This window comes from Flagellimonas okinawensis (assembly GCF_029194005.1).
GTDB classification, from domain to species: domain Bacteria; phylum Bacteroidota; class Bacteroidia; order Flavobacteriales; family Flavobacteriaceae; genus Flagellimonas; species Flagellimonas okinawensis.
In genome coordinates this window covers 120,153-144,038 of the sequence record NZ_JARFVA010000001.1, presented here as the reverse complement: position 1 = coordinate 144,038, position 23,886 = coordinate 120,153, and the positions used below count along the sequence as shown (strand labels likewise).

The window sequence follows — 23,886 nt, the reverse complement described above, 5'->3', positions numbered from 1 at the left end:
CGTTTTAGGAAAAATAGTTCACAATGAATTACCTGAACAAAGAAATAGAATCGCGCACCAAAAGAAAGAAATCCAAATCACTTGTAAAAAGACAGATTTCTTGTGGAACTTTTCAAGATTTGGAAACTTTGGATTTGGACGGTCATAAAAGAACCGCCCCGAGGAGCTAGCCTCCCTCCTGCTCCAGCAACTTCTTTTTTACATACGCATAATCAGATGGTGAATTGGCGTTCAGCAATGCATCCGTTCTATTCGCATGCACAAGTTTGATGTCGGTTTGCATTAAAAACTTTTTTGGACTGGCGTAATCGGATTGTTGTAAAAACACCAAAGCTTTTTCCAGACCTTTCTTTTCCCAAATGCAAGCCAATGGTTCAGGCTCACCGGTTTCAAGATTTTTAAAGGCAGTTGCCGATTTACCGGAATCTCTTGCATGTATCAATTGTAGTAAGGTCTCCCTATCCATTAAAGGAAGGTCACAGGCTAAAACCAACCAACCCACATTCCTGTGCGCACTAAACGCACTTAAGATACCATTGAATGGACCTGAGTGTTTATCCTGGTCAACAATGGTATTGAAGTCATTGGGCACCCCATGTAGCTGTTGTTCCCGAACACTTAGAAAAACCTCGTCGCACAATTGGTTCAAAAGGGCATATACATATTCGCGTTGTGGAATACCATGATACTCCACTAAGCCTTTGTCCTTTCCCATTCGAGAGCTTGCACCACCGGACAATACCAATCCATATAGTTTGGGGTTGTTATTCGCTGATGTGCTCCATGTTGACTTCACTGTAATAGCTTAAAATTACCTGTTGGGTGGCGGAATCAGCGCAATTTCATCATAAGAATTGATTTTATCATTATCCGAAGCATAATTTTGGTTTACTGCAACCGTCACTTTGGATATGGATTTGAGTTCTGGGTAAGTGTTTTCAAGAAACCTCTTGAGTTCCCCAACGGTATTTGGGATTTTTTTGCCGCTTAAGCTCGCTGTGGGAACGGATAAAGTCGGGGTGCCTATAATATCCTTGGTAGCTCCGAACAAAAGTATAGTCATAGTATCAACCTATTAGTGTTATTGTTTATTATGGTTTTGGTTAGATAGGTTGGTAGGTTTTGTACAGGGTGAAAATATTAAAAATTGATTGGAACCAAACCATTTTAACAAGTACAAATTTCTTTTAACTTTTCTTTAATTCATTTCTGTACAATGGGCATACTTTTAAGTGAATTTATACGTTGTGCTTGCAGGACCTTAACTTTATATGAAAATGAAAAACATACTTCAATTTGCATTCCTAATATCATTGAGCTTTCTTATATTTTCCTGTGGCAACGCAGAAGACGATGTAAGTTTCGACATAAACGACAGAGAACTTGGACTGGGCGAAGAACCAGATGATTGTTTGGGATTTGGCGAGAACGAATTGCACTTATCCATTCAAGATGAGTTTACAACCTTGCCAGGGAAGGTATCCGTTCTTTTTAGGGTATCCGATTTATTGGGCAACCCAATTTCAGGATTATCCGCCAATCAATTTTCCATTTATGAGCAAGGCAGGAACGATGACTGTTTTAATTCCATATCCTCATCGGAATCCTTCGCTAGAATCTCACCAAATTCTCAGGTGTTCAATAACAATACGCTCTTAGTCTTGGATTTGAGCAATAGTGTATTACAAGGCAGTTTGGACCAACTGAAAGCTGCTACAATCAGTTTTATCAACAATGTTATGCCTTCTCCAAGCTCGGAATCATTTAAAATGGCGATTTATTGGTTCGATGGTGAGGACGAATTACATCTTTTGAATCCATTGACCTCTTCGGCTACCGAGTTAACTTCCTCAGTAGATGGCATCACTACGGATATTAGCAACGACCCATCAACAGATTTGTACGGTGCAGTGATAAAATCAACCAATATTGCGGAAGATTTACTTGCTGAGAATGCCGAGGTGATTAACGCAGCATCCGTAGTTTTATTTACAGATGGTACCGACCAAGCATCCCGCTACAGGGAATCGGATGCACTGCGTGCCGTTGAAGAAGCCGATAGGAATATCTCCTTCTTTACTATTGGACTTGGTGCTGAAATAGATACAGAAGTGTTGACTGAGATCGGAAAGACCGCGAGTGTCTTTGCCAGCAATTCAGAAGAACTGGAAAACACGTTTAACGATATTTCTCAACGTGTGGAGGAACAGGCTGGCAGTTACTATTTGTTTGAATATTGTACTCCTAAACGGGATGGTAGCGGTGAAAGCAACTTAGTAATCCAATTGACCCACAATGGTTTGGAGGGAGCTGTACAGACAAAGTTCAGCGCCAACGGATTTACGGGAGGTTGCGAGTAAGCATCGGCCACATCTTAATTAGTTAATTTTTGGATTATACGTATCTTGTTCAGGAATAAAACTAAACATACGTATGATTACCCAAAGAAAAACGATTTACACTTTAATTTGCGCCTTATTATTGGGGTTAACCAGTAATCTCTATGCCCAAAAAATCAGTCCTTTGGAAGGAAGATGGGATTTGGAAATGGATTTTATGGGGAGGACCTCCCCTTCTTGGTTGGAAATAAGACATTCGGGAACAGCAACGCTGCTTGGACGTTTTGTTTTCGCATTCGGTAGTGCCAGACCCATTGCCGAGGTAGAAACTTTCGGAGAGAACAAATTTACATTTAGCATACCCAATCAATGGGAGCCTAAGGGAAGTGATATGATTTTCCACGGGGAATTAAAAGGAGAGGAATTAAAGGGGACAATTATCTATACCGATGGTTCCATTATTAATTGGACAGGAACCAAAGCACCTGAACTGGCTTACACAGAAAATCCAAAATGGGGAAAAACTATCGATGTTTTCAACGGTAAAGACCTTACCGGTTGGCATGTTGATGGTGACAAAAACCAGTGGGTGGTAAAAGATGGAATCTTGACCAGTCCAGAATCTGGTTCCAACCTTATTACCGATGAGAAATTCCAAGATTTTAAATTACATGTTGAATTCCGTTATCCATCAGGAAGTAATAGCGGTATCTACCTACGCGGACGTTACGAAGTTCAAATCGTGGATAGTGAAGGTTATGAACCTTCTGATATTTATTTAGGTGGTGTTTATGGTTTTTTGGAGCCTAATGAAAATGCATCCAAACCCGCAGGTGAATGGCAGACTTACGATATCACTTTGATCGGAAGAAGGGTGACGGTTACCCTAAATGGTAAAACCGTTATTTCTGATGCCACTATTCCTGGAATTACAGGAGGAGCGTTGGACAGTAAAGAAGGAGAACCGGGTCCATTTATGATTCAAGGTGACCACGGCCCAATTGAATATAAAAGTTTTGAAGTAACTCCTTTGAAAAATTAAAAGGAAGCAGTTATTGAAAATAAAGCCCGAATTTTTAATTCGGGCTTTTATTTTGCTCTTAATCCAAAGAAACAAGTTGTATGTTTCGCCACTTAACCCGAATACCTCCGCCATCGTGTATTTGAAGTGCTATGGCACCCTTGCCTTTACCAATAATTTCATCTTCGAGATGCACCATTTCCACCCCATTGAGCCAAGAAGTGACTTCAGGGCCCTTTACTCGGATTTTCATAGTGTTCCACTCCCCCATCTTTAGGACTTTGTCTTTTTCGGGCTCCGGCTTTATTAACCAGCCACGGCCATAAGACTCGTATATTCCACCCGTATCCTTTCCGGGAGGGGCAACTTCTACTTGCCAGCCACTTACTTTGGTTCCTTCAAAAGTGGAACGGATAAAAACTCCGCTATTTCCATCTGCCTCTTGTTTAAACTCCAAGGTCAGTTCAAAATCCTTGTAAAATTTTTCGGTCGACAAATAACCATACTCGCCTTTTGGTCCACTTTCACAAATTAGTTCACCATTTTCCACAAACCATTTTTCTTCTCCATGATTTATCCAGCCATCTAAATTTTCACCATTAAACAAAGTGATCGTTTCCTGTGCGGAAATAAACTGTGCTGCTACTAACAACAGTCCCCAAAGTATATTTTTCATTTTCTTGTGGATTAAGGTTTATTTGCTATTGATTAGGCCGTTGCCCGAGTTTTGTTGGTCTAAAGGTTTGGCAAGGTCTATTAAAAAGCCATTGACCACGGCATGTGTTAGTTTTCCATCTTTCTTTAAAAAGAAGGTTGGGTTTATACCTGGCTGTAATCTGAATTTTTTTAGTTCGAATTTTTCATCAACAAGTATCAAAGGAAAATGTACAAAAGCACTTTTTTCGGGCTTTTCTGTTTTTACATAAGCTACACCATCTTTTAATAAATTCAATGGGTTATCAATTCTATCAACTTTGGCCACTTTGGGCTGAACAATGGTATATCCACTGGCATCAAAAGTTTGGTAAGCGTAATAAGTGGAGAGATCGCCTTGGTCTGCCACTATGCTTTTGTAATAAAATTGATTGTGTCCCTCGAGGTCGACCTCTTGGTTAAAAATGCCCAAATCCAGGATATATGAATCCCCTAGCAATTCATAGGTCGCATTTTCGATTTTAAGGTCGAACAACATACGATCATTTCGGGGAATTTTTTCGTAATCTTCGACAGGTATGTCTTTATAGGATTCATTTGCCATGGTATACAGGGCAGATAGAATAGAGACATAGTTCAGTTTTCGGATCTCTTGTTTTTCTGGATCACCGGGATAACCTCCGGATTCAATCAATATTAAGCTGGTCCCCCATTTGGCAATATTGTCACCAAATGCCCTAGGTTCAAAATCGTCACTGTAACGTCCCACCTGCCCCGGCGCGTAATTTTGAATGATTTTGTCCATATAAACGATCACCTTCATGGCATTGGCCCGTACCTCATTGATGTCTTTTTCATAATTAAAGGCAGTGGCCAAATACGAAATGGTTGCTGGTTTCTCTGTACGTTCTGCATTGTAATATTTGCTCTGGTCGTGCAGGTTAAAACCAAAATCGGCATCAAGACTATCACGAAGTCGCTTCAAAGTTCTTCCTTCTGGTGATTGTAATCTCAGGGCATCCCGGTTGATGTCTATACCAAGGGCGTTTCGTCTTGTGAAAACTTCGGCCCCGTCCGGGTTGAGCATTGGCAAGAAGTGAAGTTTGAGCTTTGATAAAATCTCATCCTTCTCCTCCTTAAACTCAGGGGCGTTAAAAAAATTAAGGATATCAAAAATGGCCTGGGTCGCCGTTGGCTCATCACCGTGCATTTGAGACCATAAAAAAATATTGCTATCTCCAGAACCTATGCTAATCAAATGCAAATCCCTTCCTTGGATGGACTCCCCAACTTTTTGTACCTCAAATTTTGGATTGGACTTTAACTGGGCAATCAAAGGTTGAATATCCGCATGTTTGATTCTACGTTTGCCTATGCTGGATTCCTTATAATCTTCATAGGTTTCATAAAGCTTGGAGGTCAGTTCATCTTGTGCTTGCACCTGGAATGCCAGACAGATAATTACCAAGGAGAGTAATTGTTTGAGCATGATTATTTTTTTGGAACTGGTTTAAAATTAAAGTTTTTATTGGCTTTCTTCACTTTTTCCACAAAGTCCATTCCCGGATCGGTTTTTTCGGTACGGTACCCATCATCAACTTCGAGCCATAATGGGTGACCTTCAAACTGCGTATATTCTTGATGGCCTATCACATATTCTATATCATATTTTGATGCCAAATAGTCCACTAAAAATATATTGGATTTAAGTTGTTGTTTTGTCAGAGGCATTCCTTCGGTGCCACCGACATTCTCAATTCCAATAGCACAATGGTTAAGTCCGATCGTATGTCTTGCCATGGTGGTTTCGGGCATCAGTCTATAAATAGTACCATCTTGATCCACTAAAAAATGCGAGGATACGTTCAACCCGCTCACATTCACTAAATCGGGGCGCCAATTTGGAAGCGTGGACCTATTAAAGGCTTCGAACGATTTTTTTAATGATGGAATTGCTGTCCAATGCAACACTACCATTTTGGGGATTATTTCAGGGGTCTCCTGGTCCAATTCGTATCTTTTTAAAAGGTATTCCTTGGTCAATTCAACGCGTTGTTCATCAAAAATAATAGGGATGTCCACGATTTCCTTTTGAGAGGAACATGCTCCCAAGGCCAAGGCCAAAACAATTAAGCTAGTTTTCTTCATTCGTTATATTTAATATAGAGTCGGTGGGAACAGCGTAGCAGATCATCAATTTTTTTCTGCCCCATTCCCTTGCTTTTTTAACGTCTTTTCCCATGTATATGTCAATACGGTTACGCCAGCGATAGTGCATTTTATCCTTAACATAAAATGTATCGGGAAACGTATCTATTTTAACCATGGTGTTATGGGTAAGTCCCATTTTTATTAGGTCTCTGGACACTGCAATCGTTTTCATGCCAGGTTTTAAAGTGTCTCCCCAGGCTGCAACGGAAGGACTTATGCTGTCCGTTTGCCAAAAAACGGAGTTATAGGCAGATGCCGTTACCTCGTGTCCGTACCACTTATATTTTGGTGGTGGCTCAATAGTTTTCTCTTTGGGAGAACAACCAAGGAATATTAGAAATAATATGGCACTCCATTTTATCAATGTAACAGGTTTTCGAGAACTAAAATATCCACATTACTGTTCTTCCATCGGTTAGAAAGTACTTCTGGTACGGGTGTAAAACCTAAGGTTAATGAGCTTAGTACCAAATCTTCATCCCCATCATTATCTATATCGGCCGCATCCATTAAAAACCAGCGAGCCAAAGTAGGATCCTTTAAAATGTTGGTGTTGAATGTATAATTGTTGGCATCCAAGTTTTCTAAATAAACAAAAGTACGTTCGGGAAACTCCTGATAGTTTGGAAATGTGCTTACCAAAGCAAAATCAATATCTCCATCTTGGTCGAAATCTCTGGATACTACTCTTGTAGCGCCATACATGGGATAGAAAAATGATTCTTCGTAGGCGTTTTTACCATTGTTTATAAAAATCCTCATACCATGGTAGGGTTTGTGTACATAGGAAATGTCGGCATTGTCACCCTGTACGGTAACAATATCTTCCAACCCATCTCCATTGTAATCTACCAGTTCAAACCAACTGGTTCCGTAAACAGGGCTAAATTCAAGCACTTTTTTTGCCTCGAACTCAAGGTCTCCTGTTTGATGAAAAATGGTAATGCTCTCATTGCTCTGGGTCATTAAGGCAACTATATCCATTTTACCATCGTTGTTCATGTCCCTGGCCACAGTTCTAATGGCGCCTGGGAGGTTGAGCAGTATTTTTTTATCGTATTGACCAGATTCATTTTTGATTAAAAGCGATAACCTACCAGCTTCATTACCAAATTCGCTGACCACTATTTCTTTGGTTCCGTCTCCATTTAAGTCTTCCAATAGCGTATGTACGGGTCTATGAAAGCTGTTGTCCAAGGAAATGGTATCCTGGTCGATTTTGCGGGTAAGTTTTCCCTTTTCCTCTTCGGATGGCCCTAAAATCCCCACTTCACTTATAATTTCTACTGAATCTTTTTTGCTGTACCAGGTAACCGGGGTCGTTCCTTGATGAATTTTGGTGTTGTTTTCGGAGATAAAATCAAATGCGCCCAATTTTCCGGTTAGATCCCCATAAAACAGTCTACTATCATCTGCAGAAAAGCCTAAAAAAGTGATCATTGCTCCATTTTGTTCATCTAAAGCAAAAGGGTTCATTTTAAATTGCCTTAAGGTATCGGCTTTTGGAACATCCACAGTCTCCAAATAAGAAGGGGCGTTCGACAATATATAATTTTCCAATTGTGCCCATTCTTGCAGCGAAATTTTTGGTCTAAAACCAGTTTTCAACTCATTTGGGTCTTGGTACATTCCTTCAACATCCATACGGGCCACCATAGCCGGTAGTACGGATTTCTCCCAAACTTCTTTGGGTAGTTCATTGATTTGTGGTGCTACGTGACAACTAGCACAGTACTTATTGTACAACTGTGCCTCTTCTTGCTTAGGTTTCTCTTTTTTACAGGAGACAATTAGGGAGAATAGGAAAAGTAAAGTTAATTGGAGGAACGTTCTGGTTATGATTGGCATTGGGTTATTAAGAAGTTAAGGTTTAAGTTGGTCTGTTTATTTAGGCAAAGGAACATAGGACGTGTCGTTATCCATCATTACAAATGTTTTGTTATCCCATGCTTTTTTGGCCTGATCCAGTTTTTCTTTGCTGGACGAAACAAAATTCCAATAAATATAGCGTTCCTCCGGAAAAGGTTCACCACCGAACAGCATTAAATGAGTATTGGGAGTTAGTTTTATATTACAGGTGTCTTCAACCTTGGAAACCAAAATATTCCCCTCTACAACCGTTTCTCCACATGCTTCAATACTACCTTCCACAATACAAATTCCGATTTCGCCCTTTAAATCACCGTTTACATTAAGGGTATAGGTTTCGGATGTTTTTATCTCAACCATAAATAAATTGGAGTGCACAGGTACAGGGGATTTTTTACCGTAACCTTCACCTGCAACCAATTTGAATTCGGTAGACCCATCCGACCATTTAGGAATATCCTTACCGTCAATATGGTGGAATTGCGGTTCCATATCTTCAAGTTCCTTTGGCAAAGCAACCCAAATTTGGTATCCGTGAGCGGTAAAGCTATTGCCATTGCGCATATCTTGAGGGGTGCGTTCCGTATGGGTGACCCCCTTCCCTGCCGTCATCCAGTTAACGGACCCCGGTTTTATTCTTTGGTGGGTCCCAAGACTGTCTTCATGAATTAATTCGCCTTCCAGCATAAAGGTAAGTGTGGATAGCCCCATATGCGGATGCTGGTCTACATCCATATATTTCTCTGGCCCCAATTGGGTGGGTCCCATATGATCTATAAAAATAAAGGGGCCGATCATTCTTTTTTTACGGAAAGGAATCAATCGTCCCACTAAAAAATCACCAATATCCCGACTTCTTTCTTCTATTATCAATCCAATGTTGGACATGTCTTAAATGTTTATATTTAGATGCAGAAAGTTACAAATACATCCTATAACCATGAAACTACTTAAACGCGTTTTGTTGCTCCTGATCGTTGCGATTGGAGTGATCATCTATTTGAATTATCCTAAATTGAACATAATTTCTGGGTATGCCGCCAAAAATATGGCTTCCGGAGTTTATTTGGCCCACCGCTCGGCGGCCAGCATTAATTTAAATGATAACAATGCCCCATTGATCGAGTTGGCTACCACAGAAGTAAACGAAAGTGAAGAATCTGCTTCGTCCACCGTTTATGGCCTAATGGAAAGAACAGCAGTCTACAGAGATGGATTGGGTGCTGTTTTGGTAAATGATGATTACGACCCGGAAAAACTTACCATCCGCCCACAAAGGATACAGAATAATGATACCATACCTTACCCGTTTGGACAAGCTCCTCCCATGGATACTATTTTGCCAGAGGTGGATATGGATCAAATCAACAAAGCTATGGCGATGGCCTTTGCCAATCCGGAGACCCAAAAAACGAGAACGTTCCTCATTCTTTATAAGGGGCATTTAATTGCAGAAAAATATATTGATGGTTTTGATAAGGACACTCCAATTTTAGGTTGGTCCATGACCAAAAGTATTTTGGCCACCTATTTTGGAATCCTAGAACACCAAGGTAAATTGGAAATGGATTGGCCGGCACCGATTCCCGAATGGAAAGATGATGAAAGGAAAAATATAACATTGAACCATTTATTGCGCATGCAGAGTGGGTTAGCTTGGGAAGAGGATTATACAGGCATCTCCGATGTTACCCGTATGCTCTTTTTGGACAGCGATATGACGATGGCACAACGCAATAAAAAGGCCATTGCCGCACCTACGGAAATCTGGAACTATTCTTCTGGGACTACAAATTTGCTTTCCGGTATCTTAAGGCAACAGTTTAGAACACACCAGGAGTATTTGAATTTTCCTTACGCTTCCTTGATCGATAAAATAGGTATGTATTCCATGGTGATGGAGGCCGACATTGCTGGCAATTATGTGGGGTCATCCTATGCTTGGGCCAATACACGTGATTGGGCTCGATTTGGACAATTGTACTTGGATGAGGGCCAATGGAACGGTGAACAGCTTTTTGATGCGGATTGGGTAGATTATATTACCACGCCCACTATTAATTCCAATGGTACTTATGGCGCTCATTTTTGGTTGAATGCCGAGGGTAAATATCCTGATGTCCCCAAAGATCTTTTTTCCTGTAACGGTTTTGAAGGACAGCATGTATTTGTAATACCATCCAAGGAATTGGTGGTAGTTCGCACAGGATTGGCGGAGGAACCCTATTTTGACATAAATGGTGTGTTGTCGAACATCGTAAAAGCAGTGCCTTAGAACGATATGATATACTATAATGTCCATAAAACCACACTTAAGTGGCACTTCACAACAATAATTTCGTTTACGGGAACACGATTGGTAGTTTTACCATGTATTAATAAACGAAAGTAATTTTTTCATTTTCATATAGTGTTCTCGTAAAAGAGTCTTGACCCAAGTGGCAGGGCTCTTTTCTATTTGGGGTCATCCTAAATTAATCCTGTAACATCTCGACTTCGCTCGATGTGACAACATAGATGCTATTTTAAGCACAACAAATAATCTCCTACTGGAACTAATAGTCAAGAGTCCTAACAAGGCAGAAGAATCCCATTGTCATTTCTAGCACTGTGAGATGAAATCTAGATTTTTCCTTCATTAACTCAGTTAGAAAGACCTTTGGCAAGCCAATTAATAAGCCTAGAATTACAAAAAAAGACCAGCTGACAACATGTAAAGCTGACTTCACAACAATAATTTCGCTTAATTGGAGTTGCTGGGTACATTTACATTGTAATTAATTCAGAAAGTAATTTTTTCATTTTCATATAGTGTTCTCGTAAAAGAGTCTTGACCCAAGTGGCAGGGCTCTTTTCTATTTGGGACCATCCTGAATTATTCCTATAACATCTCGACTTCGCTCGATGTTACAACATCGATGTTATTTTAAGCACATCAATAATCTCCGACTGGAATCAAGAGTCAAAAGTCCGGATAAGGCAGAAGGTCCCTAAGTCATTTTATTTCTTCAAAAGGAAATTGAATTACGGAATCCATTTGTCCTTACCAAAATCTGGCTTACGCTTTTCAAGAAATGCATTTCGCCCTTCTATGGCTTCATCGGTCATGTAGGCCAAACGGGTTGCTTCTCCGGCAAATACTTGCTGACCTACCATACCATCGTCGGTAAGGTTCATGGCGAATTTGAGCATTTTTATCGAAGTAGGTGATTTTTCCAAAATTTCCTGTGCCCATTGGTAAGCGGTATCCTCCAATTCGGCATGAGGAATCACTGCATTTACCATTCCCATTTCATATGCTTCTTGTGCCGAATAATTTCTCCCCAAAAAGAAAATTTCCCTAGCTTTCTTTTGTCCTACCATTTTTGCCAAATAGGCGGAACCATAACCTCCATCAAAACTGGTAACATCGGCATCTGTCTGTTTAAAAATGGCATGTTCTTTACTTGCTAGGGTCATATCACAAACTACATGTAAGCTGTGCCCCCCTCCTACGGCCCATCCAGGAACAACGGCAATTACCACTTTGGGCATAAAGCGTATCAAACGCTGAACTTCCAGAATATTTAATCTGTGGTAACCATCATCACCAACATAACCTTTATGTCCGCGAGCTTTTTGGTCCCCACCACTACAAAATGCCCATTTGCCGTCCTTGGACGAAGGTCCTTCACCGGAAAGTAGCACTACACCAATGGAGGTGTCTTCCTGTGCATCGTAGAATGCCTTGTAAAGTTCGCTGGTAGTTTTTGGCCTAAAGGCGTTGCGAACATCTGGGCGATTAAAGGCGATGCGTGCAACCCCATTACATTTTTTATAGGTGATATCTTCAAATTCCATGGCGGTTTGCCAGTTGGGTGATTCCATAGTGCTATAATTTGTCTTTCCACAAAATAACGGAAAATCTAAGTTATCCCCATTTATGAAATCATACTAATTTATACAGAAGGACATCTGGTAATATGAAGTTGCGAATAAATATTTTGCAAATATTGAATGGTCAAGAGGTTTTTTGAATCGGTTTCGGGTCTCATTCACAGTTGATTATGTCGTGGTTCATCTAAAAATAATGTATCTTTAATACAAATCAGCAACCCCGTATGTCAACTTTCACAACTCCTTTGGAAGCCTTTTTTTATTGGCTTGACAAAGACCCTGACCATATTTTTTTAAGGCAGCCTATAAAGCGAGAATTTATTGAATATACTCGCCGGGATGCTTTTGAACAAGCCTTACAAATAGCCGCCACTTTGCATGAAATGGGATTAAAAAAAGGTGATCATGTGGCACTCTTATCCAAAAACTGTGCACATTGGTTTATGGCCGACCTAGCTATAATGCTGGGAGGGTTTATTTCGGTTCCTTTATACCCAACTTTGGACAAAAACAGTATCAATGAGATATTGTTGCACAGTGAGAGCAAAGCAATTCTACTGGGTAAATTGGATGATTACAGCGCTCAAAAAGATGGAATTCCGGACATTCCAAAAATTGGTGTTGAGCTTTACGGTATAAAAGAAGCGTACTCGTGGGAAGAGCTCATTCAAAAACAAAATGACTTCCGACCTATTGACCAGAACCCCGAAGATTTAATAACCATAATGTATACTTCCGGTACTACGGGGAATCCAAAGGGTGTCATGCACAAGGTCAAATCGTTTAATTTGGTGACCCAAGTTGGAATGAAAGCGCTGGAAGTTAAGGACCAATCCAATTTTTTCTCCTATCTGCCACTTTCGCATATTGCGGAGCGAATCGGAATTGAAATGGGCTCTATGTACGGTGGCAGCACCGTTAGTTTTCCGGAATCCTTGGAAACTTTTGCAGAGGATTTGGCCAATGTTCAACCCAATACCTTTTTTGCTGTGCCCAGGATTTGGCAAAAATTTCAAGAAGGGGTGTTGCAAAAAATACCACAGAAGAAATTGGATCTATTGTTGTCCATTCCAATCATCAATAATATCATCAAGAAAAGAATCATTGCTAAATTGGGACTCTCCAATGCATCATTTTGCGGTTCAGGAGCAGCTCCATTAGCATTGAGTCTTCAAAATTGGTACTCTAAAATAGGAATAGATATTCAGCAATGTTATGGCATGACCGAGGATTGCATTCTTTCACATTTTAATCTAACAAAAACAAATAAGTTTGGAACCGTGGGCAAACCCTTGCCCGGTGTTACCTCTAAATTATCCGCAGAAGGTGAAATTCTCATTAAGAGCGATGCTCTAATGGTCGGGTATTACAAATCCAAAGAGCAGACGGATGCTATGTTCACAAAAGATGGTTTTTTGAAGACCGGAGATCTCGGAGAGTTTGATCATGATGGTTTCTTGTCAATCGTTGGACGAATCAAAGATCAATTTAAAACGGATAAGGGTAAGTATGTCACTCCTTCCCCCATAGAACTCGAATTATCCAAAAACACGGATTTTGAGCATATTTGTTTGGTTGGAACAGGCATTTCCCAACCCATAGTTCTTTTGATTCCCTCTGAGTCTGGCTGGTCCAAGGGTAAAGATGCTTTGAATGCATCAATTTTAAAATCCATTAATGCATTGAACCCAACCTTAAAAAAGCATGAGAAAATTGAAAAAGCGGTAGTGATGAAAGAAAACTGGACCGTTGACAATGGTTTAATGACCCCATCTATGAAAATAAGGCGTAATAGAATTGAAGCTATTCACCAACCGATGTACTTGGACTGGTTTTCCAGAAAAGAACGAGTTGTGTATGAAAGTGAATCATAGCTTTTAGCATCGTTTTTGGTTCTAAAGCACCATTCATAAGATCAATTGACGCATTCATCAATTCCCACAATATTTCCTCTTCAAATTGGATAAATTACAGTGCTTTTATGCATGAGGCCCTAAAACCATTAGATGAGAACAATTTCGGCTTGTATTTTCATTTTTCTATCCATCTCGGGAATTTGTCAGGAGACTTATTACGATTATGTTCCATTGGGCTCTTACCATGTTGGGTTTTGCGATAACATTATATACAACCAAGAGATACAGTACAAACAATATGGCTATGAGGGAAATCAACCTGTCTTTCTTCAAATATGGTTTCCTACGGCTATTGATTCCGACCAAGATTTAATGAAATTCGATGACTTTAGAGATCGTCAGGTACCGGAAGCATTAGAGTCCGTTTATCAGGAATTGCTCAAACACATGGATGAAAGTTTCATTAGGGATGGCATTACCTACCATCTAGAAACGGATAACCCCATAGATTATGGCACCAAAAGTTATTCGGATATTTTGGAGTTGGTTAAATCCCAACAAACAAAAAGCCTACGTAGCGCTCTGCCCGTAGATGCGGATTATCCTGTTATTGTGTACCACCATGGGTCTCAGGGAATGTCGGACGAAAACTCAATAATGGCAGAATATTTTGCTTCCCGTGGTTATATTTTTATTTCAGCGAATTTTCATATGCCTTACCCCAACACACCTTTTGGTCTGTTGCCCTATGAGTTGGAAAAGGAGAACAAGCATGATCAGAGTACTGCTAAAAAGGTATTGCAATATGCGAAATCCATTACTTCCAGTAATAGGCCTAGTGACCTCATAGCTGCGAAAAGTGTCAATATAGCTCGGAGGCATTGAAAACATTGGCTTTCCGCTTTGACATCGTCCCAAAATTGAACAAAATGCCCAATTAAATTACCTAATTTATTATAATACAATTTTTTACGGACGCTAGCCCGTTTCGGGATTACACTACCATTTCATGGCTTTTAAAACGACTTGGGCGCAAAACGGTTAATGGACTATCTTTACGGAAATAAACCGATTATGTTTCTTTCCATTTTCTTAAAAGGCTCAATGTTCTAAGTATTCACTTAAAACATTGAAATCGTGAAACATTCAAAGCGATTTATAAAAGCCTTTGGTCTTACCCAAGAGGGACACATTGATTTTCCTAAAAAGATATCCAATATCCGCATTTCAAGGATTGACAACTACCGTAAGATGGGTGGTTGTTGGTTCTGTTTCCCCCATGGAATAGAGACCACTAACTCAAAATTTTCAAAACGTACCCGTAACTGGAAAAAATATAGGAGAAACCAATATAAACTTTGATTTGGGAGTGAACGCATAGCGGCTGAAACCGCCCGATGACCACATAGCTGCATAAACGGAAAACTTTGCTCGGAAATACCGAAAACACTGGTGTTTATCGATTAATTAAATTCCCCAGTTTTATTTATTGGTCTATATGGATGTAATGTGCAATAGGGTTTATTGAACGTACTGCCCAAGTGTTCTATTTTATGTTTATGCGATAATGAGATTCCTATTTTGTTTATTGGAACAACCACGGTAAGCTCTTTTCAGTGTTCTTGTCCGTGAAGGAGTTCCAAATGCAATTCAATGGCTTCCTTGATATTATTCTCGATTTCAGCTCTATCGGCACCAGCGGAAGTACACCCGGGAAGTTCCGGTACATAGGCACTCCAACCATCGCTGCTCTTCTCATAAATAATTTCGTATTCCATAAATCAAATTTAGGATATGTTATTTCAAAAACCTCAGATAGCTTTCCGGACTTTGTAAGAACGACCTGGTAATGGTATAGTGCTCCGTTTCCTCCAATGATACCTTGTTCATTCCTTTGTCCGTCACCTCATAAATATTTGCTCCGGGATACGCCATAAGCATGGGTGAATGCGTGGCAATGATAAATTGGGACATATGGGCCTTTAAGTGTGCTTGGATGAAATAGAGCAATGACAACTGTTTTGATGGGGACAATGCTGCTTCGGGTTCATCCAGCAGGAATATCCCACTTCCATTTATGGTATCGTCCATTATTTTCAGATAAGCTTCCCCATGTGAAAACCCCTGAAGGTCTTGGCCGTAGTTCTGCCGCATTTTATAAATCTGATAGTTTTGGTTATCCTTCATTTCCTGGATGATACGGTCCGGAACTTCACCATAGATATCCTTGAACGACTCGTGGAGCCTGGCATCCTCCCTATCGATACTGTTCAAGAGATCACCAAAGTCCTCTGCCCTGAAGAAAAATCCCCTTGGCCTCTCAATTTTCCAGTTCAATTGCAGATAAGGTGTCAGCGAACGGGCCGCCTTGAAACAATTCTTGCCATATCCGAACCCGTCCATATGTGGGAGTTGTAAACGAAGTGCCAATGTTTCAAGTAAAGTGGACTTCCCCGTTCCATTGTCCCCTATAATAAATGTGACTGGTGCGGACACATCGATATCCTTTGCAAACTTGATAGCACTGACATCGTAGGGAAACGGATGGGTCCGTTCCGCTATAACGCTAAGTGACGATAGGTACGGCATAGATCGGTTCAGGGTTTAACGGTTGAATCCGCCATTAGTGATTTTTCCACTCTATAGAAAGAGGTCTTTCCCAATTTTGCCCGCTTGCATGCATTATCGATTGAGACCCCTTGGTTCTCATAAAGATGTTTGGCGTAGTGGTACTTTTCAATTGTTTCCACTTTTGCACCCTTGGGCCTGCCCAAAAGCTTGTTTCGTTTTCTGGCATTGTCCAGTCCCACTTTGGTACGTTCACTGATTAGGTTTCTCTCGAATTCCGCAACCGCAGCAAAGATTTGTAGAAGAAATTTCCCATTTGCCGAAGTCGTATCGAATTCCGGTTCGCTCAGACTTTTGAAGTGTACCCCGGCCTCGTTGAAGCGGTCTATGAGTTCCACCATGTTTCTCAGGGAACGGAAAACACGATCGTTTTTGTAGGTAAGAATGGTGTCCCCCTTCCTCATGTATTTGAGCATCTCGTTCAGGCCCTTTCTATCATCTCTTGTACCGCTGGCGATATCGGTATAGATTTTCTCGCAACCCTCTTTTTCGAGCAAGGCAATCTGAGCTTCCAACTTTTGTTCGGGTGTGGACACCCTGGCATATCCGACCGTCATATTTGGTTCCGTAAAAGGTTATATAACGAAACTACTAAAAAGAACGACAAATGGAACTGTGAACGAATGTTTTTTGACGCGGATTCAACTGTGCCGTAAAACGGCCGATTAATAGGACCATAATTATGATTTATAACGGCCTAGGATTTTCACTTTAAAGAGCTAAATAATGAAATGTATATTTTGTAACAACGTAGAGCGAATTGAAAAGCGTATCAGAAACAATTTTGACAAGAAATTTCACTACATTGTTCTTTTGTAAATCGAATGATGAGCTTTCCTTTACTTGCCGGTATTGCAGCTTCAATATTACATGTGGTTTCAGGACCAGACCATTTGGCTGCGGTTACCCCTTTGGCGATTGAAACGAGACGAAAAGTCTGGAAAATAGGTTTGTTCTGGGGTTTTGGACATCTGACCGGAATGCTTTTGATAGGGTTGCTTTTTCTCCTATTTCGGCAATACATTCCAATAGAGAAAATATCGGAACATAGTGAACAGCTAGTTGGCGCCGTTTTAATTGTCGTGGGACTCTGGGCATTATACAGTATTTTCGGCAAAAGAAAAAACCACAAACATCCGCATGTGCACAATGCGGAAGAGCCCTATATTCATATACACGAACATGAGCATGACAAAAACATGCTAAACCATGGTCACGCTCATAGCAAAAAGGTTAAGCAAAATCAATGGACTTCTTTTGGGATTGGGGTTTTACATGGACTCGCAGGAATAGCACATTTTGTTTTACTCCTTCCGGTATTGGGATTTGAAAATAAATTTGATAGTATTCAATACATCATTGGCTTCGGATTAGGAACACTATTGGCTATGACGATTTATACATTCTTACTTGGACAATTAGCGAGGTACTCCAAAAAACAAAACAGTAAATCTCTTTTTAAAATGGTGCGCTTATCGGGAGGAGTTTTCGCAATTGCTATAGGTGTTTACTGGCTGTATCTTAGTCTTTAGAGCTTTAAATCCGTTATCACTACCCGATGATTTCCAGTATCGGCAATGATTAGTTTATTTTCTTTTGTAGTTATTGAAAAAGGCCAATACAAGGAGCTTGAAGTTCCCATCAAGGTTTCTTTATTTTCGCTTCCTGTTTTAAAATCTCGTTTCCCAATGACCGCTGTTGCTTCGGGATTGTTTTTCGTTGGGATTTTATCAAACCATAATACTCTACTATTCCCAGTATCATTTACTAGTATCCCGTCTTTATAGAAACAAGCATCATATATCCAGTTTAACGATTTTGAAGAGGGAAACAAGCCAAACTGATTTTGTCCACAAGCATCAAAATCGGCTTGTCCAATAATACTATCCGCTGGTTTTGAAAATGCTTTGTCAGCATCATTCCAAACTAATGAACGGTAGAATTGAGTGTCGGCTACGACCATTTGTCTTTTGGCATTTACCTTAACGGAATAGGGCCAAATGGGTTCATGATTTTCATAATCCCTGTTCGTGAAATCCGGTTTTCCTATGACTTCATCCGCCGGAGCAAAATTGGTCATTGGAATCCCGTCATAGAACAATATCCTCCGATTCCCTGTATCTGCTATCCAAAGGCTTTCTCCATCTGAGAAAACTCCGTACGGCCAGTTTAAGGTTTGTGCAGAAGGGTCGTTTCCAATACCCGAAACGTTGGGTTGATTTGATTCAAAATCGGGCTGCCCCAACACTACATCCGCTGGCTGCCCATTTTGAGTGGGTAACGAATGCCAAATAAGCACGCGATGGTTCCAAGCATCTGCAACGATAACGATAGTGCCATTGCTCCATATTCCCGATGGATAATGTAATGTACTTGCAGTTGCAATTCCACCCGCATTACGACCCGTTTCTGTGGCATCGACCTGACCCAAAACAATATCGGGTTCTTGATATTCTGTCTTGGGAATTTCATTCCAGATAAAAATGCGATTACGCCCCGTATCGGAAACAAAGAGTTTATTCTCCATAGTAAAAACTCCTCTTGGAGCCAAGAATGGCATTTCCTCGGAACCTTTAAAAACATAAGAATCGGTAACATGTTTGCCTAGCGTTTCAAAATTCATATTAACAAATTCTAGGCAATTGTTCTCCGGGAAGCATACTTATAACCCTCTTACCTCCTATTGCACTTTCCATAATGACTTGTTTGGGATGTTCCGCAACGACGCTTCCTATAATACGAGCATTTTGACCATTCTCATCTTCTTGCAAAGCAGTCAAAACGGCATCTGCTACAGACTCAGATACGAAAGCAATAAAGAGTCCTTCGTTTGCTACGTATAAAGGGTCCAAGCCTAATAATTCGCAGGCACTTGCCACCTGTTCATCCATAGGAAAATCTCTTTGAAACAAGTCGATACCTATTTCAGAAGATTGTGCAATTTCTTTCAATACTGTTGCAACACCACCCCGTGTCGGGTCAGTCAATAAATGAATACTTTCTCCAAACAGCTCAATCAATCGTAGTATGGTATGATTTAGATTGGTGGTATCACTCTTGATTTCAGAGCCGAATTCTAAACCTTCACGAACCGACATGATAGCCATTCCGTGAGATGCAACATTTCCACTAATAATTATTTTGTCTCCTACGGATATATTTTTTACGCGGATATTTGCTTTGGGATGAATAGGTCCGACACCTGAAGTGTTCACGAAAATTTTGTCGCCCTTACCCTTTTCAACCACTTTAGTATCGCCAGTAACGATTTGCACGCCTGCTTTTTCACAAGCGAATTTGATGGCTACCAGAATATCCCAAAATTCTTTTACTGGAAGTCCTTCCTCAATGATAAAACTTAACGAGAGATATTTGGGCGTAGCCCCGCACATTGCCAGATCATTGACCGTTCCGTTTACGGCCAACTCTCCAATATTTCCCCCGGGGAAAAATATGGGAGACACTAAAAAGCTATCTGTAGAAAAAGCCGTTTTGCCATGCAACTCTAAAAATGCACCATCATGGCGTTCGTCGAGGATATCGTTTTTCAGCAGATCAAAAACACCACTATCTAAAAGTCTGTTGGTTAGTACTCCGCCACTTCCATGCCCTAAAGTGATGACATCAAAGTCAAGTTTAGGCATGGGGCATTGCAGCTGCACGCGTATTTTGTTGTTCTCCGGCATTTGGTTTCGATTAAGCTTCAACTAGTCCGGAAAAGTGATAATAGGCAGCACAAGCCCCTTCACTACTGACCATGGGCGCACCAAGTGGATTTGTAGGTTTACACGCTTTACCAAATTGAGAGCACTCAAAAGGCTTTTTGATTCCCTTCATAACCTGACCTGAAATACAGTCTGGGTTTTCAGGTGCCTCTTCAATCGTGACACTAAATTTTTTTGTAGCATCAAACGCTGCATATTTCTCACGAACGGCATAGCCGCTATCAGGAATTTCCCCAATACCCCGCCACATCTGATGTCTAACTTCAAAAACTTCATCAATGACTTTTTGAGCATCACGATTACCTTCCTCCCGAACGATTCTAGCGTATTGATTTTCAACTTCAGACTTACTTTGCTCTAATTGACGGATAACCATCAAAATACCTTGCAGCACATCTAAAGGTTCAAAACCCGTAACCACGATCGGCACTTTATATTTGGCCGATATTGGATGATACTCCGTATTGCCCATTATGGTACATACATGACCAGCAGCCAAAAAGCCATCTATTTTACTTTCCTCATCATCGATTACCGCTTTTATTGCTGGTGGCACCAAGACATGCGATGCCAAAATAGAATAGTTTTTTACGCCTCTACGATGCGCGTGCACTACCGACAAGGCATTTGCCGGAGCCGTTGTTTCAAAGCCAACGGCAAAGAAAACAACTTCTTTATCCGGATTGTCTTCGGCAATTTTTACAGCCTCTAAGGGAGAATATAAAATCCGTACATCGGCTCCTTCTGCTTTTGCTTCAAGCAAACTTTTTTGAGAACCAGGCACTCTCAGCATATCTCCAAAGGAGCAAAGAATCACTCCTTTGTCTGAGGCGAGATACACCGCTTTATCGATTAAATTCAAAGGAGTCACACAAACGGGGCACCCGGGTCCATGAATCATAGTAACCGAATCCGGTAACATTTCAATGATACCATTTTTCACAAGGCTATGTGTTTGCCCACCACAAACTTCCATAATCGACCAAGGTCTAGAAACGGTGTTCTTTATTTCTTCCAAATATTTTTTTGCGAGTTCAGGGTCGCGGTATTCAGACATGTATTTCATCTGTAGATTTTTATTTTTATTAATTGGTCAGATGTAATTCGCTCAATTTGCAAATTGAATGTAATGTTTGTAATGGATCATTTCACGGCAAACGGTTTTAATTAGTTTTTGGCAAATATTCATCTACATCGGTAAGGTCTCCCAGTTCCCCAATCTCTTCCAGATACTTAAACGTTTTTTGCGCTTCTTCTTCATCTACTTTGCTGATGGCAACACCAACGTGTACCAATACATAATCGTCAATATCGGCATCAGGCAGCATTTCTAAACTGGCCTCTTTGGTTATACCGCCAAATAACACTTTAGCCATGCGCACCTTGCCATCATACTGCATTTCAATACTCTTGATTTTACCTGGAATCGCTAAACACATAATTTACTTTTTAATATGCTGATAATAAGATAACTGACCGAACGAAATATTCTCATCGTTACTAGACAATATACGATTAAATTTTAACTTTATTCCCGAATTTTCAGCTAGTTTTATAAGCTTTTCGATGAGTACAGCATTTTGAAAAACCCCGCCACTACAAGCAATACAACTAAAATTATGCTGCTTTGCTATATTAAAAATCACGCGCGCTAGCGTATGAATAAAACTATTCGCAATTCTTGGAATTGAGAAACCATCTACCATAGCTTGATGAATATTTTGAATAATTGTTTTTGTTGGAATGTTTTCAAATACTACCCCTGCTAAAAAATCAACTTCATCATTTCCAACATACATTCTTGCTTGATTTTCTAATAGCATTGCAGCCTCACCTTCATAGCTAGTCACATCTATTATACCCAACAAGGATGCAACCGCGTCAAACAAGCGTCCTACCGATGATGTTTTCAATGGGTTGTTCTCCAACATTTTTAAATAGACTTTCCATTCCGTTTCGGAAAACTTCTTCCTGGCAATTTCCTTTTCTGCATTGGGAAGTATACTGAGAAAGGACAATCTTGGTTCTTTCGCCATTTTATCAGCAGCCAACCAATCATAATATTCAAAGTGAATCAGCCGTTCCATTTCGTGATTTTGATACGTAAAGGACTCGCCTCCCCATATCATATTGTCTTCTCCAAACCCAGTTCCATCCCAAACTAGACCTAGTATTTTTTCTTTGGAATCAAATAAATCGTGTTCGCCTAAAACACTTGCAAAATGGGCTTTGTGATGTTGTATGGAGATATATTCCGCATTCCATTTTTCAGCCAACTCCCTTCCCAAAATGCTACTTTGATATTGTGGATGGGCATCTATCAAAATTACTTCCGGTTGTGTTTGAAACAACTTTTCAAATTGTCCAATACTATTCTGAAATCTTTCGGAAACATCATAGCTATCCAGATTTCCAAGATAAGGACTCATATAGGTATGCGAATTAGGCACAAACGTAAACGTGCTCTTTAAATGGGCACCCATGGCCAGTATCTTTTCGTTTCCCGAAGGTGTCATATTCAGAAAGTTGGGAGCTAATCCACGAGAACGTCGAAGTGTAATTTGATGTTCATCAGTAAACCGAAATACAGAATCATCCTGAGGAAAAGTAACTTCTAAATCGTGATGCAGGAAATAATCAGCCACTCCAGATAGTTTTTGAATTGCTTCTGATTCTTTCGAGATAATCGGGGAGCCATGAACATTTCCACTCGTGGCGATGATCGGAGTACCAAGTTCATCCATCAAAACCGTGAGCAAAGCTGATGATGGTAACATAACACCGAATTGATTCAATCCTGGAGCGATACCATCTTGTTCCAAGTCAGGAATAGACTTCTTCGGGTTCAAAATAACTATGGGAGCTACAGATGAAGTAAGTGCATTTTCTTCTGTAGCACTTAGGTTAAAGTCTTTTTTGATTCTTTCCAAGGATGGATAGAGCAAGGCAAAAGGTTTCGCAGGGCGTTGCTTTTTTTCACGTAAACGTTCTATCGCCGACTTATTATTGGCATCGCAACATAGCAGATAACCATTTGTGTTTTTAAGTGCCAGGATGCTTCCTTTTCGGATGAAGTCGGATGTTTTCTTAACTAGCTCCTTATGGTCTCCATCAAATTGCCTCCCGTCATAATCTTGCAGTTTTAATTGAATCCCACAATCGGGGCAGCCATTCGTTTGCGAATGAAATCGCCTGTCATCAGGATTGATATATTCCGATTGACAAGTAGCACACATTTTAAAGGCAGAAACCGTTGTATTTGACCTCTCAAAAGGAAATTTTGTGGTCGCCGCAAATCTTGGGCCGCAGTTGGTGCATGTGGTAAAAGCATACCCATATCGCCGATTGCTTTTATCCCTAATTTCAGCTTTGCATGATTCGCAAATAGAAAAATCTGGGGTTAACGGAATGTTGGTTTGATGCTTTGCTTCTGAAGGAATTATCTTGAAGCCATCGAATTCTTGAAACGGAATTTCGGAAATCTTATGTGATTGAATGATAGAAATTGATGGAGCATTTTCTAGTAGTTGAACCAGAAAATTAGTTGCTTTTTCTTCGGAGGCATTGATGTGAATTAGTACTCCGTCTTGATTATTGCAAACCGAACCCCTCAATTGAAATTGTTTAGATAAACTATACACAAAAGGACGGAAACCCACCCCTTGTACTTGACCAGAAATAGTAATTTCAAAGGTTTTTTGCATTTA

Annotated in this window: 24 protein-coding genes; 7 read left to right on the top strand and 17 right to left on the bottom strand. The window is 40.3% G+C overall.

The genetic code is table 11. From position 1 onward, the window contains the following. Positions 1-23: 23 nt before the first annotated feature. On the top strand, positions 24-170 hold the full coding sequence (locus PY091_RS00720; RefSeq protein ID WP_275647832.1) for a hypothetical protein: 147 nt from the start codon (positions 24-26) through the stop codon (positions 168-170). On the opposite strand, the gene mobA is transcribed toward PY091_RS00720, so the two are convergent. Beyond that, a complete protein-coding gene (gene mobA, locus PY091_RS00715) occupies positions 167-796 on the bottom strand; it encodes a molybdenum cofactor guanylyltransferase (protein WP_275647831.1) in 630 nt (209 codons plus the stop codon). The two genes, PY091_RS00720 and mobA, sit on opposite strands and share 4 nt — an antisense overlap. A gap of 15 nt (positions 797-811) precedes the next feature. Continuing rightward, positions 812-1,063, bottom strand: coding sequence for a MoaD/ThiS family protein (locus PY091_RS00710; protein ID WP_275647830.1), 252 nt, complete (start codon positions 1,061-1,063; stop codon positions 812-814). Positions 1,064-1,277: 214 nt separating this feature from the next. On the opposite strand from PY091_RS00710, the gene PY091_RS00705 reads away from it, so the two are divergent. After that, complete coding sequence (locus tag PY091_RS00705; protein ID WP_275647829.1) at positions 1,278-2,360, top strand: vWA domain-containing protein; 1,083 nt, start codon at positions 1,278-1,280, stop codon at positions 2,358-2,360. Positions 2,361-2,433: 73 nt separating this feature from the next. After that, complete coding sequence (locus PY091_RS00700; RefSeq protein ID WP_275647828.1) at positions 2,434-3,381, top strand: 3-keto-disaccharide hydrolase; 948 nt, start codon at positions 2,434-2,436, stop codon at positions 3,379-3,381. A 58-nt stretch (positions 3,382-3,439) separates the two neighbouring features. Here PY091_RS00700 and PY091_RS00695 read toward each other — a convergent pair whose 3' ends face one another. The 6 genes from PY091_RS00695 to PY091_RS00670 are packed head-to-tail and all read right to left on the bottom strand — an operon-like array spanning position 3,440 to position 8,982. Continuing rightward, on the bottom strand, positions 3,440-4,036 hold the full coding sequence (locus PY091_RS00695) for a 3-keto-disaccharide hydrolase (protein WP_275647827.1): 597 nt from the start codon (positions 4,034-4,036) through the stop codon (positions 3,440-3,442). Positions 4,037-4,054: 18 nt separating this feature from the next. After that, on the bottom strand, positions 4,055-5,503 hold the full coding sequence (locus tag PY091_RS00690; protein ID WP_275647826.1) for a M14 family zinc carboxypeptidase: 1,449 nt from the start codon (positions 5,501-5,503) through the stop codon (positions 4,055-4,057). A 2-nt stretch (positions 5,504-5,505) separates the two neighbouring features. After that, on the bottom strand, positions 5,506-6,162 hold the full coding sequence (locus tag PY091_RS00685; RefSeq protein ID WP_275647825.1) for a peptidoglycan recognition protein family protein: 657 nt from the start codon (positions 6,160-6,162) through the stop codon (positions 5,506-5,508). Further along, entirely contained in the window at positions 6,149-6,586 is a 438-nt protein-coding gene (locus PY091_RS00680; protein WP_417956714.1) for a 3D domain-containing protein, read from the bottom strand. The genes PY091_RS00685 and PY091_RS00680 overlap by 14 nt, the downstream gene beginning before the upstream one ends. Next, positions 6,586-8,073: an FG-GAP-like repeat-containing protein gene (locus tag PY091_RS00675; protein WP_275647823.1), complete on the bottom strand. Its 1,488-nt coding sequence runs from the start codon at positions 8,071-8,073 to the stop codon at positions 6,586-6,588. The genes PY091_RS00680 and PY091_RS00675 overlap by 1 nt, the downstream gene beginning before the upstream one ends. A 36-nt stretch (positions 8,074-8,109) precedes the next feature. Then, positions 8,110-8,982, bottom strand: coding sequence for a pirin family protein (locus PY091_RS00670; RefSeq protein ID WP_275647822.1), 873 nt, complete (start codon positions 8,980-8,982; stop codon positions 8,110-8,112). A gap of 52 nt (positions 8,983-9,034) precedes the next feature. Here PY091_RS00670 and PY091_RS00665 point away from each other — a divergent pair, with 52 nt between their 5' ends. After that, entirely contained in the window at positions 9,035-10,369 is a 1,335-nt protein-coding gene (locus PY091_RS00665) for a serine hydrolase domain-containing protein (protein ID WP_275647821.1), read from the top strand. A 749-nt stretch (positions 10,370-11,118) separates the two neighbouring features. Here PY091_RS00665 and PY091_RS00660 read toward each other — a convergent pair. After that, positions 11,119-11,961: a 1,4-dihydroxy-2-naphthoyl-CoA synthase gene (locus PY091_RS00660; RefSeq protein ID WP_275647820.1), complete on the bottom strand. Its 843-nt coding sequence runs from the start codon at positions 11,959-11,961 to the stop codon at positions 11,119-11,121. Between the two features lie 233 nt (positions 11,962-12,194). Here PY091_RS00660 and PY091_RS00655 point away from each other — a divergent pair, with 233 nt between their 5' ends. Then, positions 12,195-13,844 (top strand): AMP-binding protein, encoded by a 1,650-nt coding sequence (locus PY091_RS00655; protein ID WP_275647819.1) that lies wholly within the window; start codon positions 12,195-12,197, stop codon positions 13,842-13,844. A 132-nt stretch (positions 13,845-13,976) separates the two neighbouring features. Next, positions 13,977-14,711 carry an alpha/beta hydrolase family protein gene (locus tag PY091_RS00650; RefSeq protein WP_275647818.1) on the top strand — a complete coding sequence of 245 codons (735 nt, stop codon included), beginning with the start codon at positions 13,977-13,979 and terminating at the stop codon, positions 14,709-14,711. A gap of 728 nt (positions 14,712-15,439) precedes the next feature. Here the strand turns inward: PY091_RS00650 and PY091_RS00645 are convergent. From PY091_RS00645 to PY091_RS00635, 3 genes are read right to left on the bottom strand one after another with little or no spacing between them, the layout of a single operon-like run. After that, a complete protein-coding gene (locus tag PY091_RS00645) occupies positions 15,440-15,604 on the bottom strand; it encodes a type II toxin-antitoxin system HicB family antitoxin (RefSeq protein WP_093980789.1) in 165 nt (54 codons plus the stop codon). Positions 15,605-15,623: 19 nt separating this feature from the next. Beyond that, positions 15,624-16,415, bottom strand: coding sequence for an AAA family ATPase (locus PY091_RS00640; protein ID WP_093980790.1), 792 nt, complete (start codon positions 16,413-16,415; stop codon positions 15,624-15,626). Between the two features lie 8 nt (positions 16,416-16,423). Then, complete coding sequence (locus tag PY091_RS00635; protein WP_093980791.1) at positions 16,424-17,011, bottom strand: recombinase family protein; 588 nt, start codon at positions 17,009-17,011, stop codon at positions 16,424-16,426. Between the two features lie 267 nt (positions 17,012-17,278). Between PY091_RS00635 and PY091_RS00630 the strand changes: the two genes are divergently transcribed. Next, complete coding sequence (locus tag PY091_RS00630) at positions 17,279-17,986, top strand: urease accessory protein UreH domain-containing protein (RefSeq protein WP_036382163.1); 708 nt, start codon at positions 17,279-17,281, stop codon at positions 17,984-17,986. On the opposite strand, the gene PY091_RS00625 is transcribed toward PY091_RS00630, so the two are convergent. From PY091_RS00625 to hypF, 5 genes are all read right to left on the bottom strand, one after another. Then, positions 17,983-19,077, bottom strand: a complete 1,095-nt coding sequence (locus PY091_RS00625) for an NHL repeat-containing protein (protein ID WP_036382160.1) — start codon at positions 19,075-19,077, stop codon at positions 17,983-17,985. The two genes, PY091_RS00630 and PY091_RS00625, sit on opposite strands and share 4 nt — an antisense overlap. 1 nt (position 19,078) lies before the next feature. Further along, positions 19,079-20,140 carry a hydrogenase expression/formation protein HypE gene (hypE, locus tag PY091_RS00620; protein WP_229702477.1) on the bottom strand — a complete coding sequence of 354 codons (1,062 nt, stop codon included), beginning with the start codon at positions 20,138-20,140 and terminating at the stop codon, positions 19,079-19,081. A gap of 10 nt (positions 20,141-20,150) precedes the next feature. Next, a complete protein-coding gene (gene hypD, locus PY091_RS00615) occupies positions 20,151-21,245 on the bottom strand; it encodes a hydrogenase formation protein HypD (RefSeq protein WP_036382157.1) in 1,095 nt (364 codons plus the stop codon). A 97-nt stretch (positions 21,246-21,342) separates the two neighbouring features. After that, entirely contained in the window at positions 21,343-21,618 is a 276-nt protein-coding gene (locus PY091_RS00610) for a HypC/HybG/HupF family hydrogenase formation chaperone (protein ID WP_036382153.1), read from the bottom strand. 3 nt (positions 21,619-21,621) lie between these two features. Further along, the gene (gene hypF / locus PY091_RS00605; RefSeq protein ID WP_094998669.1) at positions 21,622-23,883 is read right to left on the bottom strand and encodes a carbamoyltransferase HypF; all 2,262 of its coding nucleotides are present in this window, start codon (positions 23,881-23,883) and stop codon (positions 21,622-21,624) included. Positions 23,884-23,886 lie beyond the last annotated feature (3 nt).